This is a genomic window from Methylocapsa polymorpha (genome assembly GCF_045689225.1).
In the GTDB taxonomy this organism is placed as follows: domain Bacteria; phylum Pseudomonadota; class Alphaproteobacteria; order Rhizobiales; family Beijerinckiaceae; genus Methylocapsa; species Methylocapsa polymorpha.
The window spans coordinates 1,135,980-1,153,475 of the sequence record NZ_CP136862.1 but is presented as its reverse complement, the minus strand read 5'-3'; the positions used below and the strand labels follow the sequence as shown (position 1 = coordinate 1,153,475).

Genomic DNA, 17,496 nt, shown 5'->3' with positions numbered 1-17,496 from the left:
GCGCCGCTTGCATCGCTATCGCATCCTGAGTTACGAGGTCTCGCCGCCGAAATCCTTTACCGGGGCGAAACCCGCAAGGGGATATTCATGTTTTGTCAAGACATGAATTTACGGTAGTTTGCTGAATTCGGCCGGATGGCGTCGTTTCGAGCCAGAGCTTCGTCCTAAAAGCTTCGCCGAGCTGCAACCGGGTTTGGCGGGATTCTATCTGTCTGTCCGTTTAATTCGTCGCATGATCCGAAACGTTTATTATTTTTCGCCGATCATGTTCTAGGAGCTCCAATGTCAATCATAGCGCATATCTGGTCGGTCGGCGAATATATCGTCCCTTTTATTTTCGTCTTGAGCCTCGTCGTCTTCTTTCATGAAATGGGGCATTTTCTCGTCGGCCGCTGGTGCGGCGTCAAGGTTGACGCTTTCTCCCTTGGTTTCGGACCAGAGATCATCAGCTTTGTCGATCGCTACGGCACGCGCTGGCGGCTCGCGATCCTTCCGCTCGGCGGCTATGTCAAATTCCATGGCGACGCCAATGGCGCCTCGGTGACCGACGAGGAAGCCGCTGCGGCAATGCCCGCGCAGGAGCGGGCGGTCAGTTTCTTCGCCCAAAAGGTCTGGAAACGCGCCGCGATCGTGGCGGCCGGGCCGATCGCCAATTTCATATTGGCGATCGTCATTTTCACCGGCGTCTTTTACTTCAACGGCCGGGCCGTCCTCCTGCCTTTGGTCGATAATGTCGCTGCGGGAAGCGCGGCGCAGGACGCTGGCTTTCAATCGGGCGACCTGATTGTCGCGATCGATCACTCCAAAATCGACAGTTTCGAGGACATGCAGCGCATCGTCCAGACTTCGAGCGACACGGCCTTGACCTTTGACGTGGACCGGCAAGGCAAGATGCTCGAGCTCGTCGCGACCCCGCGCCGGCGTGAAATCAAGACTCCGTTCGGGACCACGCGCGTCGGCGTCCTTGGCGTCGAGGCCGGGGCGAAACCGGAAAACTGGCACGTGCAGCATTTCGGTTTCGGCGAGTCCTTCAAGCGCGCGACGTCTGAGACCTGGTACGTCGTGGCCCGGACCGGCTCCTATGTTGGCGGCCTGGTGATGGGAAGGGAATCGACCGATCAATTGTCCGGGCCGATCCGCATCGCCGAGGTCTCGGGCGAGATGGCCAAGATCGGCCTTGCGGCTTTGCTGAATCTCGCCGCAATTCTGTCGATTTCAGTTGGGATCCTCAACCTGCTTCCAATCCCGCTCCTCGATGGAGGCCATCTCTTCTATTATGCCGTCGAGGCGGCGCAGGGCAAGGCCATGCACGAAAAGGCGCAGGAGTTCGGGTTCAAGCTCGGCCTTACGTTGGTGGCGGGATTGATGATCTTCGCGACCTATAACGATATCGTTCGGTTGACCCGTCAATTTCTGCATTTGGGCTGAGTAAATGCTGGGCGAACGAAGCGTTAACCGTAACGGTTAACGTTTTGCTCACCGCAAAGCGTGTCTTGCCCGCCACGCCAGTCCGAAAACGTCACATCAAAATGAATCTTGATTTGCAGGGGACCGCAAACGCTGTAGAAGCAGAGCTCAGGGCATTACGGCGCATTGCTCTTGCGCTAGAATAAAGCCAGTTGGATCAACTCCTTGGCGTCAGGAATATATAACTGGCGTCAAGGCGCGCGGGGACCGGTCTCACAATGCAGTTCATGCGTAGCCTTTTGAGCCGGTTCGTTGTAGCGGCCCTTGCCTCCGCCTGCCTGATCTGGGCTGCTTCCGGAGCCGCCGCCCAGAGCGTTTCCGTGCAAGGCAACAAGCGCGTCGATAGCGACACCATCGCGGCTTATTTCACCGGCTCGGATCAGGCTGCTGTCAATAAGGGCGTGAAGGATCTGTACGCCACGGGCCTGTTCGCCGACGTTCGGGTGCGCCGCGAAGGCAATCGGGTCATTGTGAGCGTGACCGAAAACAACATCATCAACCGCGTCGCATTCGAGGGCAACAGCAAGGTAAAGACCGAATCGCTCCAGGCGGAAATTCAATCGAAATCGCGCGGGCCCTATAGCCGGGCCACGGTTGACGCCGACATCGAGCGGATCAAGGACGTCTACCGTCGCTCTGGCCGCGCGGCCGCCACGGTCACCGCCCGCACCGTCGATCTGCCGAACGGGCGGCTCGACGTCGTCTTCACCGTCGACGAGGGCGAGAAGACCGGCATAAAGACCATCAATTTCGTCGGCAACGTGGCTTATTCTTCGGGAAAGCTGCGCGATATCATGCAGACGACGGAAATGAACTTCATGTCGTTCCTGAAGACCTCGGATGTTTATGATCCGGACAAGATCGCCTCCGATCTTGAGCTCATCCGCAGGTTCTATCTCAAGAATGGCTACGCCGATTTCCATGTCGTAGGCTCGGACGCCCAATTCGATCCGGCGCAGGGCGGCTACGTCGTCACCATCACGGTCGAGGAGGGCGCTCAGTACAAGGTCGCTTCCGTCGTCGTGGACTCCCATTTGGCCGATGTCGACGGCCCGTCTTTGCTTCCTCTCGTGCGATTGGCTCCGGGCGAGACCTACAATGGCGATATGGTCGAGAAGTCCGTGGACGCCTTGACGAAGGAAGTCGCCAGACGCGGCTATGCGTTCAGCCAGGTGCATCCGCGCGGCGATCGCGATCCTGCAACCCGCACCGTCACCATCGCCTTCGTCATCGACGAAGGTCCGCGCGTCTATATCGAACGCATCGTCGTCCGGGGAAACACAAGGACGCGCGACTATGTCATTCGCAGGGAGTTCGAGGTCGGCGAAGGCGACGCCTATAATCGCGCTCTTATCGACCGCGCCGAACGCCGCCTTAACAATCTCGGCTATTTTAAGAAGGTGAGGATCACCAACGAACCGGGTTCAGCCCCGGACCGCGTGATCGTGGTCGTCGATGTCGAGGACCAGGCGACCGGCGCATTGTCGCTGTCCGGCGGCTATTCGACCTCCGACGGATTCATCGCCGAGGTCTCCGTGACCGAATCGAATTTCATGGGCCGGGGTCAATACGTTAAGCTGGCCGTGTCCGAAGGGCAGCATGCCCGCGGCGTCGAGTTCAGTTTCACGGAGCCCTATTTTCTCGGCAACCGCATGGCCGCCGGCTTTGATCTCTACGCAAAGAAATCCGACGTTTCGCAATATTCGTTCTACAGCAATTTCGTGACTGGAGGCACGCTCCGTCTCGGCCTGCCTATAACAGAGGAAATCACCTTCTCGCCGCGCTATTCCATCTATAACACCGACATCACGGTCCCGAATGACTCCAATCATCCCTATAATGATTGCACCTATCCGATTTGGGGCGTGACGCCAGGCTTCAACGGCACGACGGTCAACTACTGGAACAATTGCTTGACGAACGGCGAAGCCTCGCTGGCGATCCAGCAGGCGCAAGGCAACTTCCTCACCTCGATGGTCGGCTATACGCTGTCCTACAATACGCTCGATAATAACAAGTCTCCGACAGGCGGCCTCTACGCCGAATTGCGGCAGGACGTGGCGGGCGCTGGCGGCGATTCTCATTTCGTGCGCACCACGGGCGATTTGCGCTACTATCACGAGATCTTCGATCAGATCGTCGGGCTTGTGCACCTCCAAGGCGGCGATATCACAGCGTTAGGAAGCGACCAGCTTCGCATCGTCGACAATTTCAATATGGGACCGAGCCTGGTGCGTGGATTTGCCCCGAACGGAATCGGCCCGCGCGACATATCGAGCATAGGCGTCTCAGGCAACTCCTCCGGCAATCCTCTGGGCGGCACCAAATATTTCGGCGCCAGCCTCGAAGTGCAATTCCCGATCTTCGGCCTGCCGAGGGATCTCGGCCTGAAGGGCGCGATCTTCACGGACGCCGGCACTTTGTTCGGCTATAATGGGAAGACAAACTTCGCCGGCGGCGGCCAATGCACCTACACCGATGTCGCGCCTACGTACACGCAGGGCACCTGCATCACCGTCGGCGCTAATTCGTCGCTGATCCGCACCTCCGCGGGCGCGTCGATCATTTGGGCGTCGCCGCTCGGACCAATCCGCTTTGACTTCGCCAAGGCGATAACAAAGAGCCCATACGATCAGACCCAGTTCTTCCGCTTTACCGGCGGCACCACTTTCTGACCTTACGCCCTTGCGTCAATCTGCTTGCGCAGCTGACGCGCGGCTTGCGGCAAGGGCTTGGGCCTCTCCGCCTATCCGTCAAATCGCCGCACGCCCGGAGTTGCCGCCGCCGCTCCGGTGGAGACCGAGCCCGGCCGGGCTCCCAGGTCCGCTTTCGGGCCGCCCAAGTTCTGACCAGGCGGCGGGAACGGCATGACCAATCCGGTATTCTTCTGGCGCGAGCTGCGGCCCTCGCTGGCGGATATTGTCGCCTTTACCGGCGCGAGGGTCGCTGAGGATGCCGACCTATCGTCTCTCATCGGCGGCGCCGCGCCTCTCGATGAAGCGGAGCCTGGCGAGCTCGCTTTCGTCGATCATCCAAGAAACAGCGATCTTCTAGAGACGACGCGCGCCACAGCCTGTTTCGTCACGCCGCGCGATGCGGCCCGCGTTCCCAAAAGCGCCGTCGCGCTGGTGACCGACGACCCGGTGCGCGCTTTCGCGCTCGCGCTTTCGCGGATTTTTCCCTCGGCGACGCGCCCAGCCTCCTTGTTCGCAGCGGCTGGCGTCAATCCGGGCGCCTCGATTCATCCAGAGGCCCGTCTCGAACCCGGCGTGATCGTCGATCCTGGCGTCGTCATCGGGCCGCGCGCCGAAATTGGGGCCGGTTCGATCATAGCGGCGAACAGCGTCATCGGCCCGGACGTCCGTATTGGGCGCGACTGTTCAATCGGGGCTCAGGTGACGATCTCCCATGCGCTGGTCGGCAACCGCGTCGTCGTTCTTCCCGGCGTGCGCATCGGCCAGGCGGGCCTCGGCTTGGAAGATTTCGGTTCTCACGCGAACTGGCGCAGACCTCCAAGGACGCCGCAGATTGGCCGCGTCATCATTCAGGACGACGCCGAGATCGGCGCCAATTCGACGATCGATCGCGGCGGGACGCGGGACACGGTCATTGGCGAGGGAGCCTATGTCGGCAATCTTGCGCAGATCGCTTGCGATGTCACGATCGGGCGCTATTGCGTCATCTTCGCGCAGGTCAGCGTGGAAGCCTCGACGAAACTTGGCGATTTTGTCGTCGTAGACCGCCAGGCGGCCCTCGCCGGACGCTTGCGAATTGGCGCCGGCGCGCGGATCTCGGCCCAATCGGCCGTCGTTTCCGATGTGCCGGAGCGGGCGCATTTTGGCGGGAGTCCAGCGCGGCCCCTGCGGCAATGGCTGCGCGGCCTGGCGACGCTCGACTGGCTCACGCGGGCCAAGCCGCATCTGCGCGCTCGGCGGGATTGAGCATTGAACGAAATCCGTTTCGACAGGGGCGGATTTGATCTAAAGCATGATCTGCAAAAGCGGACGATGGTCATGCAGATCAAGCGCGATCGAAAAGCCGACGCGCCTTCTCGGCGACGGATAAAAACAATACAGGAAACGCTACAAGATGAACGAGGCCGCGCCCACGACGATCGAAACGCTCGATATTCAACGAATATTGAAGTCGCTCCCGCATCGCTACCCGTTCTTGATGGTCGATCGCATCATAGAGGCGAGGGGAGATGAGTTCGGGATCGGATTGAAGAATGTCAGCGTGAACGAGCCGCAATTCATGGGCCATTTCCCGGAGCGCCCGGTCATGCCTGGAGTCCTGCTGATCGAAGGCATGGCGCAGACCGCGGGAGCAATCTGCATCAACGCTCATTCCCTCGGAAGCGAGAAGGCACCGCTGGTCTATTTCATGAGCATAGATAAAGCGAAATTCCGCAAGCCGGTCACGCCGGGCGACCGCGTTGAGTTCCACATGACCAAAACCAATCGGCGGCGCAACATGTGGTGGTACGGCGGCCGGGCTCTCGTCGACGGCGCTCTTGTCTGCGAGGCCGAAATCGCCGCCATGCTGATCGAGGAAGGTCCCGCCAAGGCCTGACGCCCGCGCGCCAGTCTTGCCAGCGCGTCGCATGCGCCGCATGATGGTTCATCGCAAAGAGCGGGCAATCCTTGCGGCAAAGCAGCCGAGCGACGGATCTCGCCTCAGATGGATGAAAACAATGACCAAGGCTGTCCGTGTTCACGAGCTTGGCGGACCCGAGGTGATGCGGATCGAAGAGATCGAGCTGGCGCCGCCGGGCCGCGGCCAAGTCCGCGTCCGCAATCATGCGATAGGCGTCAATTTCATCGACACATATTTTCGCAGCGGGACTTATCCGGTTCCTTCGCTTCCCTTCACGCCCGGTAATGAGGCCGCGGGCGAAGTGGTCGAGCTCGGCAAGGGCGTGACCGATTTCAAGATCGGCGACCGGGTGGCCTATGTCGCGACGCTCGGAGCTTACGCCGAGGAGCGGCTTGTCGAGGCCTCGCGTCTCGTCAAACTGCCAAAAGCCATCGCTTATGAAACCGCCGCGGCGGCTTTGCTGAAGGGCCTCACCGCGCAATATTTGCTGCGCCGGACCTACAAGGTGAAGGCGGGAGACGTGATCCTCGTTCATGCCGCGGCGGGCGGCGTTGGGTTGATCCTCACCCAATGGGCGAAGGCGCTGGGCGCGACGGTCATCGGAACGGTCGGCTCGGCCGAAAAAGCCAAGCTCGCCAAGAAGGCCGGCGCGAAACATGTGATTCTCTATCGCGAGGAGGATTTTGCGGCGCGCGTGAAAGCGATCACCAAGGGCCAGCTTTGCGATGTGGTCTATGACGGCGTCGGCAACGCGACCTTCCCGGCGTCGCTCGACTGCATCAAGCCGCTCGGGCTCTTCGTGAGCTTCGGCTCGGCCTCGGGGCCGGTCGAGGCGTTCAGCCTGAGCCTCCTTGCCTCCAAAGGATCGCTGTTTGTGACGCGCCCGTCCCTTCACACCTATGCGGAAAAACGCGAAGATCTCGACAAGATGGCGCGCGATCTGTTTCGCGCAATCTCGAGCGGCGCCGTCGAAATTCCATTGCGCGCGACTTTTCCGCTCGATGATGTGGTCAATGTCCATCGCGCCTTGGAAGGCCGCGAGACGACCGGCGCGACCGTGCTTCTGCCGTGACGCCTCATCCCCTTTCTCGCCCGCGGCGGAAGGGAAACCGGTAAGATCCTGCATGGAATGGCGGGACGAGGGCCTCATCATCGGGGTGAAGAAGCACGGGGAGACGAGCGTCATCCTCGAAGCGATGACGCGCGCGCATGGGCGTCATCTTGGCCTTGTCAGAGGCGGGCGCTCGAAGAGGATGCAGCCCTATCTCCAGGCGGGCAATAGCGCCGAGATCGTCTGGCGCGCGCGGCTCGACGAGCATCTTGGAATGTTCGCCGTCGAACCGACCATATTGCGCACCGCGCGTTTGATGGCGAGCGCGGAAGCCTTGCATGCGGTCGGGCTCGTCTCCGGCCTGCTGCGCCTCATCGCCGAGCGCGATCCGCATCCCGGGCTCTTCGAGACGGCGACGCTCATCGCCGACCATATCGATGACGCGGAAGGCTTGCCGCAGCTTCTCGTGCGCTTTGAGGCCGCCATTCTGGCCGAGGCCGGCTTCGGCCTTGATCTCGCGCGTTGCGCCGCGACGGGCTCCGCGACCGATCTCGCCTATGTCTCGCCGAAGTCCGGCCGCGCCGTCTCCAAGGCGGCCGGCGAACCCTATAAAGGCCGGCTGCTCCCGCTTCCGGCCTTTCTGCGCTACGAGCCGACGACAGAAAGCCCGCCGCCCGGCGACATCCGCGACGGGTTCAGGCTGACGGAATTTTTTTTGATGCGCGATCTTTTCGGGCCGCGCGGGCTCGCTTTGCCGCAGGCGCGGTCCGCCTATCTCGCGGAACTCGCGAAGCGCTCCGGCTGGAGTGCGTGAGCGAGGCGAAGACTACTTGATCTTGGTCTCTTTGAACTCGACATGCTTGCGCACGACGGGATCATATTTCTTGAAAGAGAGCTTTTCGGTCTTGGTGCGGGCGTTCTTCTTCGTGACGTAAAAATAGCCCGTGTCCGCGCTGGACAGAAGCTTGATCTTGATCATCGCGGCCTTGGCCATCTCATTCGTCCTTCAACTGCGGCGCAAGGCGCGCGTTCCGGCCCCGTGGGCTCGGGAGAGTCCGGGAAAGCCGCGAACATACGGATCGCGCCCCGCTTGTCAAGAAATCCTGCGGGCGGCAAGTGAATCAGCTCAATTTTTCGACTTTTCACAGCTGTTTGAGTGCTTTTGCTTGCAGGGCTTACCTTGCCACGGCTAGGTTCCCGATATGATCGATCAATTCCTCAAGTACATCGTTGGCGAAGGGGCTGTGATCGTTAAGGCGCCAGTCGCATTCATTGCAGCCATGCTCGTGGCGTGCGGTTTAATCTACACCGCCGTTAATTTGATTTATTCGACAGTCCTTTCAAATAGGGATGCGCGAATTTCGGTTCTCGAAGAACGAATAAAACTACGGGACGATCAGCTTGCGGACAAACTGCACTCGACGCCACCGGATGAGGCGAAATCTATAATTCAAGGCCTGGAGGCCCGCCTTAAGAAGCTTTCACCAAGACGGCTTGAAGAATCTGGGCGCGCGATCATGGCGGAAAAACTCAAGCTTCCGCCTGGCAAAGATTTCCGAATTGACATCCAGCATGATGGGGCATGTGCTGATTGCAACATTTTCGCCGCTGATTTTTCAACTTTGTTCAGCAGCCTGCAGGGATGGTCCGTTAGAAATACAACCGTCATAGGGCTGGGACAAATACCTCCGTCGGGGATCGGCGTAATTGTCTCAAATCCTGGCGCTCTGTCAGAAGCAGAAAAGATCGTAATAGATGCAATGAGTTCTGCGGGCATCAGGCTCAATCTACTGCGTGGCCCTCAACGTGAAGTAAACGTCGTTCTATTGTTTACCGCGAAGACCAACTGATTTCCCTCAAGACCCCCGCGCCCGCCACCCGACCACGCAGAGATAAAGCGCTAGCAGCGCTGCAATGCTGACGAAAAATCCGTCCGGCGCGAGCAGATCCATGCCCAAGCCGATCACCGGCGGACCGGCGAGCATCCCGAGCGCATAGAGCATGACGAAGGCGGCGTTGGCGTTGGCGAGCTCGGCCCCTCGATATTGGGCGCCGAGATGGGCCAGCGCGACGGCGTAAAGGCTGCCGACAACGCCGCCCCAGACGACGAGCAGGGCGCCGAATAAGAAAAGGCTCGCGGGTCCGATTAAGCTCAAGGCAAGCGCCCCGCAAAGGCTGAAAAGCACGATCAGCAACAATAGCTTGCGCCGGTCCATCAGGTCCGAGATGAAGCCGACGGGGAGCTGCGCCAAGACATTCCCCAGCGCGAAGAGCGTGACGAATATGGCCCCCGTCTCGGCGGTGAGGCCGGCGCGAAGCGCATAGACGGGCAGGAGGCCCATGCTCGCCGTCTCGATTGCGCCATGCAGCAGGCCGGCGAGGGTGGCGGCGGGGGCGCCGAGGAGAAAGGCGAGAACCGGCACCGAGGCCGCGCTTTTAATATTGGGCGCGGCGCTGCTGCCGGCGACGATCGGCAAAGCCGCCACGGCGAGAAGCGCAATAGCCGCGATGAAAGGCGTCGAACTCGCCGTCCCGACCAGGGCGAGGAGCGAAGGACCCGCGGCGAAGCCCAAAGCCACGCTCGAGGCGTAGAGGCCGATGACCAGGCCGCGCCGTTCCGGCGGGGCGATCGCGTTGATCCAATATTCGCTCACGACGAAAAGCGCAGTCAGGGCGAGGCCGAAGATCGCCCGAATGCCGAGCCAGATCCAAAAGCCGTTCGTCAGCGCCAAGGCGGCGAGGCTGAGGTCGGCGATGAAGAGCGAAAGAAACAGAAGCTCCTTGACGCCAAGCCTCCGCGCCCAGCTTGGAACAAAAGCCGCGCCGATCAAGGTCGCGACGCCCGCAGAGGCAGTGTTCAAGCCGATGGCGCGCGCGCTATAGCCTTGCTCGCCAAGCCGAACCGCGATGAGCGCGATGGTCAGCGACAGTCCGACGCCGACAATCGATACGCTCGCGATGGCGCCAGCGAGCGCGGCGGCGTTGCCCGGAGCCGCGACGGATTTTGTCTTGCGGCCGGTCTTAAAGCCTTGCCAAGCCAGGGTCGGCTCCTTCCCATCAGGCGCCCTCCCCAGGGCAAGACGCTCCTCACGCGGCGGATGCGCGGTCGATCGGAGCTTTGGCGGTCTCGAACCCATGCATGCGCAATGCCCATTGGTGGGCGATCAGGCCGCCCTTCATGATCGGCAGGAGCCAAAGCGAGAGAATGAGCGTCAGCGTCGGCCAGACCATGGCGTGCAGCCAGATCGGCGCATCGGGCCAGAATTCCTCGGTCGCGAGCATGAACGTGCCGACAATATGGCCGACGACGAATATGGTCAGATAAGGCGGGGCGTCGTCGGCGCGGTGATGATGCAATTCCTCGCCGCAATGCGGGCAAGACTCATTGACCTTGAGATAGACGCGAAACATTTTCCCTTCGCCGCAGGCGGGGCAGCGGCCGCGCAAGCCTTTTACGATGGACTGCCAGATGTCGCGCTTGGGGCGATCATCGCCCTTTGGCGCAAAGGCGGGAAATTCCAGCGCCGGCGTAAGCATTAAAGCCTCCTCATTCGATCGTTTCGGCATGGATACTTCCTTCAATGACGGCGGGTAAACCGCATTCGCGCCTTCGGGGCGCGACGCGCGGTTATGACGCGCCAGCCTGCTCCAATTCCTTGAAGTTTAAATGAGTCCATTTCAATCAGATGCGCCCATTCGATCAGGAAGCGCGCTTACGGGATCGCCGCGGCCTCCCCCAGCGCGGCAAGGGCGTCGCCAAGGGCCGCGACGACCGGGTCCACGGCGCTTCCGAGCTGATGCCGGGCGGCAAGCCAGGCCGGATCATTATAGGTCAGCCAGACTTTCCCATCCGCGTCTTGCCAGACCAGCGCCTTCAAGGGAAGATCTATCCCGATCTCCTGGTTCGCCTGCATCAAGGGCGTGCCCGCCTGCGGATTCCCGAAAATTAATAAAACAGTCGGGCGCAAGGGCATGTTGGCGTCGGCGGCGCCTGCTGCGTGATCGATCTTGGCGAAGAGCGTCACACTATGGGCTTTGAGCGCCGCCTCGAATCGGCTGATCGTCTCGTCGATTGAATGGGCGCTCGGAAGAGTCAGCAATCCGTCATCCGGCATGGTCAGCCCTCGCGGTCACGCTCTCGATCTGACGCTGCGACGCGCCGACCTGTTCGATTTCTCGTCCCTTGGCCGCGCTTTCGCGCGTGGCCGCGCCTCGCTTAAAAGCTCGAAACGCAGAGCCCCGGCAAGCGGCGCGGCCTCCACGAGCTTGACGGTCACGATGTCGCCGAGCCGGTGCATTTTACCAGTTCGGGAGCCGATGAGCGCGTGCAAAGTCTCGTCATGACGGAAATAATCGTCGCCGAGCATGGACGCGGGGATGAATCCATCGGCGCCGGTCTCGCTCAGCCTGATGAAAAGGCCGGCGCGCGTCGCGCCTGAAATCCGCCCCTCGAAACTTGCGCCTATCTTGTCGGCGAGATGGGCCGCGATCAGCCTTTCCACCGTCTCGCGCTCGGCCGCCATGGCGCGGCGTTCGGCGGCGGAAATCCGGGCCGCGACCTCGGCCATTTCCTCGACACCCATCGCGGCCGGCAGGCCGTCGGAGCCAAGCCGCAAGGCGAGGATCAGGGCGCGATGGACGATGAGATCGGCGTAGCGGCGGATCGGCGAGGTGAAATGGGCGTAACGCCTGAGATTCAGGCCGAAATGACCATAATTCTGGACGACATATTCCGCTTGCGCCTGAGTCCGCAGCACCACTTCATTGACGAGGTGCTCATTATCCGTGTCCTTGACGCGGGCGAGAACGCCGTTGAATTGCGCCGCCCGCATGACCTCGCCCTTGGCGAGCTTGATCCCGATCGAGGCCAGAAACTCCGCCAGATTATTGAGCTTTTCTAGCGAAGGCTCGTCATGCGCGCGATAGATGAAATGCTGATCATGCGCCTCGAGCGTTTCGGCCGCAGCCACATTGGCGAGGATCATGAATTCCTCGATCAGTCGATGCGCGTCGAGGCGCGGCGGCGTGACGACGCTGCCGACCGTCCCTTGCTCGTTCAGGATGATCTTGCGCTCGGGCAGATCGAGATCGAGCGGCCCGCGTTTGTCGCGCGCCATCTTCAGCGCGCGATAGGCGTCATAGAGAGGCGCGATGACCGGCGCGAGAAGCGGGGCCGTCGTCGCATCGGGCATATTGTCGATCGCTGCTTGCGCCTGGGCGTAGGAGAGCTTGGCGGCGGACCGCATCATGATGCGATGAAAGCTATGCCTCAGCTTGTGGCCGTCGGCGGCGATGACCATGCGCACAGCGAGCGCCGGACGATCCTCGTTCGGGCGCAAGGAGCAAAGATCGTTGGAGATGCGCTCCGGCAACATGGGCACGACGCGATCGGGGAAATAGACCGAATTGCCGCGATCGAGGGCCTCGCGGTCCAGCGCCGCGCCGGGCGTCACATAGGCCGCGACATCGGCGATGGCGACGCGCAGGATGAATCCGCCCGGATTGGCCGGATCGGGGTCGTTCTCGGCATGAACTGCGTCGTCATGGTCCTTGGCGTCGGCGGGATCGATGGTCACGAGCGGAACGCTGCGCCAATCCTCGCGACGGTCTATCGCCGCCGGGCGGGCGCGCTCGGCTTCGGCGATCGTCTCGGGGCGAAAGACATTCGGGATTTGATGGGTATGGATGGCGATGAGGCTCACCGCCTTTTCGCTGTCGATCGCGCCGAGCCTTTCGCGCACCCTGGCGGCCGGGAGACCGAAGCGGCCGGAGCGCAAAATCTCGACCGCGACGAGATCGCCGTCGCGCGCCTCGCCCTCGCCGCCGGGCGCGACCTCGAGCTCGCCGCGATTGGCGTTCTTCTTATCGACCGGCTGGATGCGCCCGCCGCCGTCCGGATGCGCACGAAAAATGCCGAGAACCTGCGTTTTCGCGCGCGGCAAGAGCTTGACGACGCGACTCGAATAGGCGGGCTCCCCCGCCTTCGCATCCGGCAAGAATTCGACGCGCAGAAGGGCGCGGTCGCCGACGCCAGGGGTAGGCGCGCCGGGCCTTTGCCTGCGCGGCATCGAAACGACGATTTTTGGAATGGGTCCTTGCGTCGCGTCCCATTCGACGGGCGCGGCGAGGAGATCGCCATCGCGGTCGCGGCTGAAAATATCGGCCAGGACGATCGCCGGCAGGAGTCCCGGCTTGTGCCAGGTCTTGCGCCGCCGCTCGACCGAGCCTTCGGCCTCCAGCTCCTTCAACATGCGTTTGAGGGCGATCCGATCGGCGCCCTTGATTCCGAAGGCGCGGGCGATTTCGCGCTTGCCGATCTTGGCGGGCGCTTTTTCGCCCAGAGCTTCGCGCTCGCGGGCGATGAAGGCGAGGATGTCGTCGCGGGACGGAAGCGCCGGAGCGCCTTGATCCGGCGCTTGCGCGGGATCGCTATCATCTTGGCCGGACCTTCTCGTGCCGGCGGCTTTGTTCACGCTTGCTTGGCCTTTTTCGATTTTGCCGGCGCCGGTTTGGCGCCAGGTTTGGACCGCGTTGGCGCGGCTTTAATTTGGGATGTCGGCTCGAACGGCGGCTCTTCCGATTCGTCCGAGGCTTGGTCGTCGGTCAGGGCGTCCGGCTGCGTCTTGCCCTTTGTGGCGACGGTCTTGCCAGTTTTGGACGGCGTCTTCTTCGGCGCTGTTTCTTTGGCTGCAGGTTCCTTTGGCGCGGTCTTCTTGGCTGCTGTGGGTTTTTTCTTTGCGGAGCCGGTTCCGGCCCCTTCTTTATCCTCGATCAGGCGAATGGCCTCTTCAAGGGTGATTGTCTCCGGCGAAGAGCCATTTTTAAGGGTCGCGTTGATCTTCCCATAATTGACATAAGCGCCGAAGCGCCCTTCGCGCACTGTAATCGGCCCGCCGGCCGGATGTTCGCCAAGCAGACGGCCTTGCGTCGCGCCGCCGTCAGTTGATTTCGCGGCGAGCAGCGCGAGCGCCTCTTCAAGACTAAATGTGGTGGGGTCGGCGTCGCGCGGCAAGGTCGCGTTGATTTTGCCGTAATTGACATAGGGGCCGAACCGCCCCGCCTTGATCGTAACTTCGCCGCCCGAAGGATGCTCGCCGAGAGCGCGCGCGGCCGAGCTCTCGGCTTTGCCAAACCGCCGCCCAGTGAGGCCGCTTTCCTTGGCGACGATGAGGTCGATCGCCCGATTGGCGCCGATGCTCAGAATGTCTTCGTCCTTGCCGATATTCGCATAAGTCTTGCCATGCTGCACATAGGGGCCGTAGCGGCCAATGCCAGCCAGGACCGGCTCCTTCGTCTCGGGATGTTTCGCCACCTCGCGCGGCAGCGAAAGCAGGCCGATCGCCTGATCGAGGCTTAATTCGGCGGGCGCCATGGTCTTGGGCAGCGAAGCCCGCTTCGGCTTTTCGCCTTCGCCCTGCTGCACATAGGCGCCGAAACGCCCGTCGCGCAGCGTGATCTCCTCGCCGGTCTCGGGGTCGAACCCCAATGATTTCACGCCGGGCCGTTCGCCCTCGACTTCGCCCGCCGCCTCCGCATTCGCCAAGGTGCGGGTGAACTTGCATTCGGGATAGTTCGAGCAGCCGATGAAGGCGCCGAACTTGCCGAGCTTCAGCGAGAGTTGGCCATCGCCGCAGGAGGGGCAGGCGCGCGGGTTTGAGCCGTCGGCCTTGGCCGGAAAAATATGCGGCCCCAGAATTTCGTTCAGGCTGTCCAGCACTTGGGTCGTGCGCAAATCCTTGGTGCCGGCGAGGGCGCCGGAAAAATCCGTCCAGAATTCGCGCAGAACCTGCTTCCAGTCGATCTCGTGGTTCGACACGCGGTCGAGCTTCTCTTCGAGATCGGCGGTGAAGTCATAGCCGACATAGCGGGTGAAAAAGGCTTCGAGAAAGGCGGTGACGAGCCGGCCCTTGTCTTCCGGGTAAAGTCTTTTCTTGTCGAGGCGCACATAGTCGCGCTCCCGCAGCACCGCGAGCGTCGAGGCATAGGTCGAGGGCCGGCCAATGCCGAGCTCCTCCATGCGCTTAACGAGGGTCGCTTCGGTGAAGCGCGGCGGCGGTTCGGTGAAATGCTGGGTCGCGTCGATTTTTTCCTTGGTCAGGACCTCGTCCTTGCGCATCTCCGGCAGGCGGCCGCTCTCTTCATCTTCCTCGTCGTCATGGCCTTCCTGGTAGAGCTTCAGAAAGCCGTCGAAGCGGATGACCTGCCCGGTCGCGCGAAGGTCGAGCCTGCGCGCTCCGGCCTGCGCCAGGATCTCCACCGTCGTGCGTTCGAGCTCGGCCGATTCCATCTGGCTGGCAATGGTGCGCTTCCAGATCAGCTCATAGAGGCGGGCCTGGTCCGGCTCGATGCTGCGCGCGACCTTGGCGGGCAGACGGGCGAGATCGGTCGGGCGAATCGCTTCATGCGCTTCCTGCGCGTTTTTCGCCTTCACATTATATTTGCGCGGCGCGCTCGGGACATAGGCGGCGCCGAACTCCTTGCCGATCACGGCGCGGGCGCTTGCGATCGCCTCCGGCGCGAGATCGACGCCGTCGGTCCGCATATAAGTAATGAGCCCGACGGTTTCGCCATCGATTTCGGCACCCTCGTAGAGGCGCTGGGCGAGCTGCATGGTTCGTGCCGGCGCGAACCCGAGCTTCCGCGACGCCTCCTGCTGGAGGGTCGAGGTCGTGAAGGGCGCCCAGGGATGCCGCTTGGCCGGCTTCGCCTCGATGCTCGCCACCGAGAATTTGGCCGCCTCGAGGGCGGCCTTGAAGGCTTCCGCTTCAGCCCCGGCGCCTATATCTAGCCTGTTGATTTTCTTGCCGTCCGCGCCGACGAGCCTCGCTGTGAAAGGCGCGCCGGCCTCGGTCTTCAGATGCGCCAGGATCGACCAATATTCGCGCGAGACAAATTGCTCGATTTCGAGCTCGCGATCGCAGACAAGGCGCAAGGCGACGGATTGAACGCGTCCGGCCGAGCGCGCGCCGGGCAATTTGCGCCAGAGAACCGGGGAAAGATTGAAGCCGACGAGATAGTCGAGCGCCCGGCGGGCGAGATAGGCGTCGACGAGGGCGGCGTCGATCTCGCGCGGGTTCTTCATGGCTTCGAGGATCGCGGCCTTGGTGATCGCATTGAAGACGACCCGCTCCACCGGCTTGTCCTTGAGGAGGCGCTTCGCCTTCAAGACTTCGAGGACATGCCAGGAAATCGCCTCGCCCTCGCGGTCCGGGTCGGTCGCCAGGATCACGCGGTCGGCGTCCTTCACGGCCTTGGCTATGTCGGACAGGCGTTTGGCGGATTTCGTGTCGACGTCCCACAGCATGGCGAAATCGGCGTCGGGATCGACCGAACCGTCCTTCGCGGGCAAATCGCGGACGTGGCCGTAGGAGGCGTAAACTTCATAGCCCTTGCCAAGATATTTATTGATGGTCTTGGCCTTCGCCGGCGACTCGACAATGACGACATTCATTGACAGCGGTCCTCAAATTCGCACGGCCGATCAAAATGGTCCGCGGTCTTGCCTAAAGAATAAAATTACGACAGGCGCGCGTCGGGCCTCCCTCCCGGAGCGTCATTGGCGCTGGGCGTTTCGGGGCGGAAGATGGGGGAGGGAGGGGCTATAGTCAAATCCGGCCCCTCCGGCGCGGATGTCCATGCCAGAGGCGAAGCTCATGAACTTTTCGCCAAATCAGGGATTATCAAGCGTCTGCCGAGCATTGATCCTGGCTGAAACAGGCGCGACAGGGCCTCAACAGCCAAGATTATGGCGGCGCATTTGGCGCGTATCAATGATGCTTGTCAATTGTCGACAGCGCGTTGATTGATGCGAGTATTTTTGGTGGATCGCATCAAACTCCTCTGACCGGACCGAAAATCAGGGAAAGGACACTCATGCCGTTGCATAAGACGCTGAACGATCTGACATCGAACGCCAAATCCGTTTCGATCGATCTTTTGAATGCGCGCGTCGCCGACGCGATCGATCTCGCTCTTCTGACCAAGCAGGCGCATTGGAACCTGAAGGGCATTCAATTCATCGCCGTACATGAAATGCTCGATCTGTTCCGCAAGGAATTGGATGCGCATGTCGATACGATGGCCGAGCGGGTCGCCCAACTCGGAGGGACCGCGCTCGGAACGACGCAGGCCGTCGCCGCCAAGACCTCGCTCGATCCCTATCCGACCGATATTTACAAGATCGCCGATCACCTCGCGGCCCTGATCGGGCGATATGGCAAGGCAGCAAATGCGGTCCGCGCCGGGATCGCGACGGCCGACGAAGCAGGCGACGCCGACACGGCCGATATATTGACCGCTTTATCGCGCGCGCTCGACAAATCTCTCTGGTTTCTCGAGGCGCATATCCAGGAGCCGGCGTAACTGGCAGGATTTTCACGTGG

14 protein-coding genes are annotated in these 17,496 nt (G+C 61.6%); 8 read left to right on the top strand and 6 right to left on the bottom strand.

Annotation, left to right across the window (positions count from 1 at the left end; genetic code table 11):
• Positions 1-282 precede the first annotated feature (282 nt).
• The 6 genes from rseP to recO all read left to right on the top strand — a co-directional run bounded on the left by rseP (position 283) and on the right by recO (position 7,928).
• Positions 283-1,428, top strand: a complete 1,146-nt coding sequence (gene rseP / locus RZS28_RS05415; protein WP_407340312.1) for an RIP metalloprotease RseP — start codon at positions 283-285, stop codon at positions 1,426-1,428.
• A gap of 257 nt (positions 1,429-1,685) precedes the next feature.
• The gene (bamA, locus tag RZS28_RS05410; protein ID WP_407340311.1) at positions 1,686-4,142 is read left to right on the top strand and encodes an outer membrane protein assembly factor BamA; all 2,457 of its coding nucleotides are present in this window, start codon (positions 1,686-1,688) and stop codon (positions 4,140-4,142) included.
• A 192-nt stretch (positions 4,143-4,334) separates the two neighbouring features.
• Positions 4,335-5,408, top strand: a complete 1,074-nt coding sequence (gene lpxD / locus RZS28_RS05405; RefSeq protein WP_407340310.1) for a UDP-3-O-(3-hydroxymyristoyl)glucosamine N-acyltransferase — start codon at positions 4,335-4,337, stop codon at positions 5,406-5,408.
• 148 nt (positions 5,409-5,556) lie between these two features.
• Positions 5,557-6,039, top strand: a complete 483-nt coding sequence (gene fabZ, locus RZS28_RS05400; protein ID WP_407340309.1) for a 3-hydroxyacyl-ACP dehydratase FabZ — start codon at positions 5,557-5,559, stop codon at positions 6,037-6,039.
• Between the two features lie 121 nt (positions 6,040-6,160).
• Positions 6,161-7,135 carry a quinone oxidoreductase family protein gene (locus tag RZS28_RS05395; RefSeq protein WP_407340308.1) on the top strand — a complete coding sequence of 325 codons (975 nt, stop codon included), beginning with the start codon at positions 6,161-6,163 and terminating at the stop codon, positions 7,133-7,135.
• Positions 7,136-7,187: 52 nt separating this feature from the next.
• A complete protein-coding gene (gene recO, locus RZS28_RS05390) occupies positions 7,188-7,928 on the top strand; it encodes a DNA repair protein RecO (protein ID WP_407340307.1) in 741 nt (246 codons plus the stop codon).
• Between the two features lie 12 nt (positions 7,929-7,940).
• On the opposite strand, the gene rpmG is transcribed toward recO, so the two are convergent.
• Positions 7,941-8,108, bottom strand: coding sequence for a 50S ribosomal protein L33 (gene rpmG, locus RZS28_RS05385; protein WP_026607598.1), 168 nt, complete (start codon positions 8,106-8,108; stop codon positions 7,941-7,943).
• A gap of 208 nt (positions 8,109-8,316) precedes the next feature.
• Here rpmG and RZS28_RS05380 point away from each other — a divergent pair, with 208 nt between their 5' ends.
• Positions 8,317-8,964, top strand: a complete 648-nt coding sequence (locus tag RZS28_RS05380; protein WP_407340306.1) for a hypothetical protein — start codon at positions 8,317-8,319, stop codon at positions 8,962-8,964.
• 6 nt (positions 8,965-8,970) lie between these two features.
• On the opposite strand, the gene RZS28_RS05375 is transcribed toward RZS28_RS05380, so the two are convergent.
• The 5 genes from RZS28_RS05375 to topA all read right to left on the bottom strand — a co-directional run bounded on the left by RZS28_RS05375 (position 8,971) and on the right by topA (position 16,565).
• Positions 8,971-10,251 (bottom strand): MFS transporter, encoded by a 1,281-nt coding sequence (locus tag RZS28_RS05375; protein ID WP_407340305.1) that lies wholly within the window; start codon positions 10,249-10,251, stop codon positions 8,971-8,973.
• A complete protein-coding gene (locus RZS28_RS05370; protein WP_407340304.1) occupies positions 10,202-10,681 on the bottom strand; it encodes a DUF983 domain-containing protein in 480 nt (159 codons plus the stop codon). The genes RZS28_RS05375 and RZS28_RS05370 overlap by 50 nt, the downstream gene beginning before the upstream one ends.
• 146 nt (positions 10,682-10,827) lie before the next feature.
• Positions 10,828-11,229 (bottom strand): DUF302 domain-containing protein, encoded by a 402-nt coding sequence (locus tag RZS28_RS05365; RefSeq protein WP_407340303.1) that lies wholly within the window; start codon positions 11,227-11,229, stop codon positions 10,828-10,830.
• A 15-nt stretch (positions 11,230-11,244) separates the two neighbouring features.
• Positions 11,245-13,587 carry a ribonuclease R gene (gene rnr / locus RZS28_RS05360; protein ID WP_407340302.1) on the bottom strand — a complete coding sequence of 781 codons (2,343 nt, stop codon included), beginning with the start codon at positions 13,585-13,587 and terminating at the stop codon, positions 11,245-11,247.
• Positions 13,584-16,565, bottom strand: a complete 2,982-nt coding sequence (topA, locus tag RZS28_RS05355; RefSeq protein ID WP_407340301.1) for a type I DNA topoisomerase — start codon at positions 16,563-16,565, stop codon at positions 13,584-13,586. The genes rnr and topA overlap by 4 nt, the downstream gene beginning before the upstream one ends.
• A gap of 422 nt (positions 16,566-16,987) precedes the next feature.
• Here topA and dps point away from each other — a divergent pair, with 422 nt between their 5' ends.
• Positions 16,988-17,476: a DNA starvation/stationary phase protection protein Dps gene (dps, locus tag RZS28_RS05350; protein ID WP_407340300.1), complete on the top strand. Its 489-nt coding sequence runs from the start codon at positions 16,988-16,990 to the stop codon at positions 17,474-17,476.
• Positions 17,477-17,496: the final 20 nt, after the last annotated feature.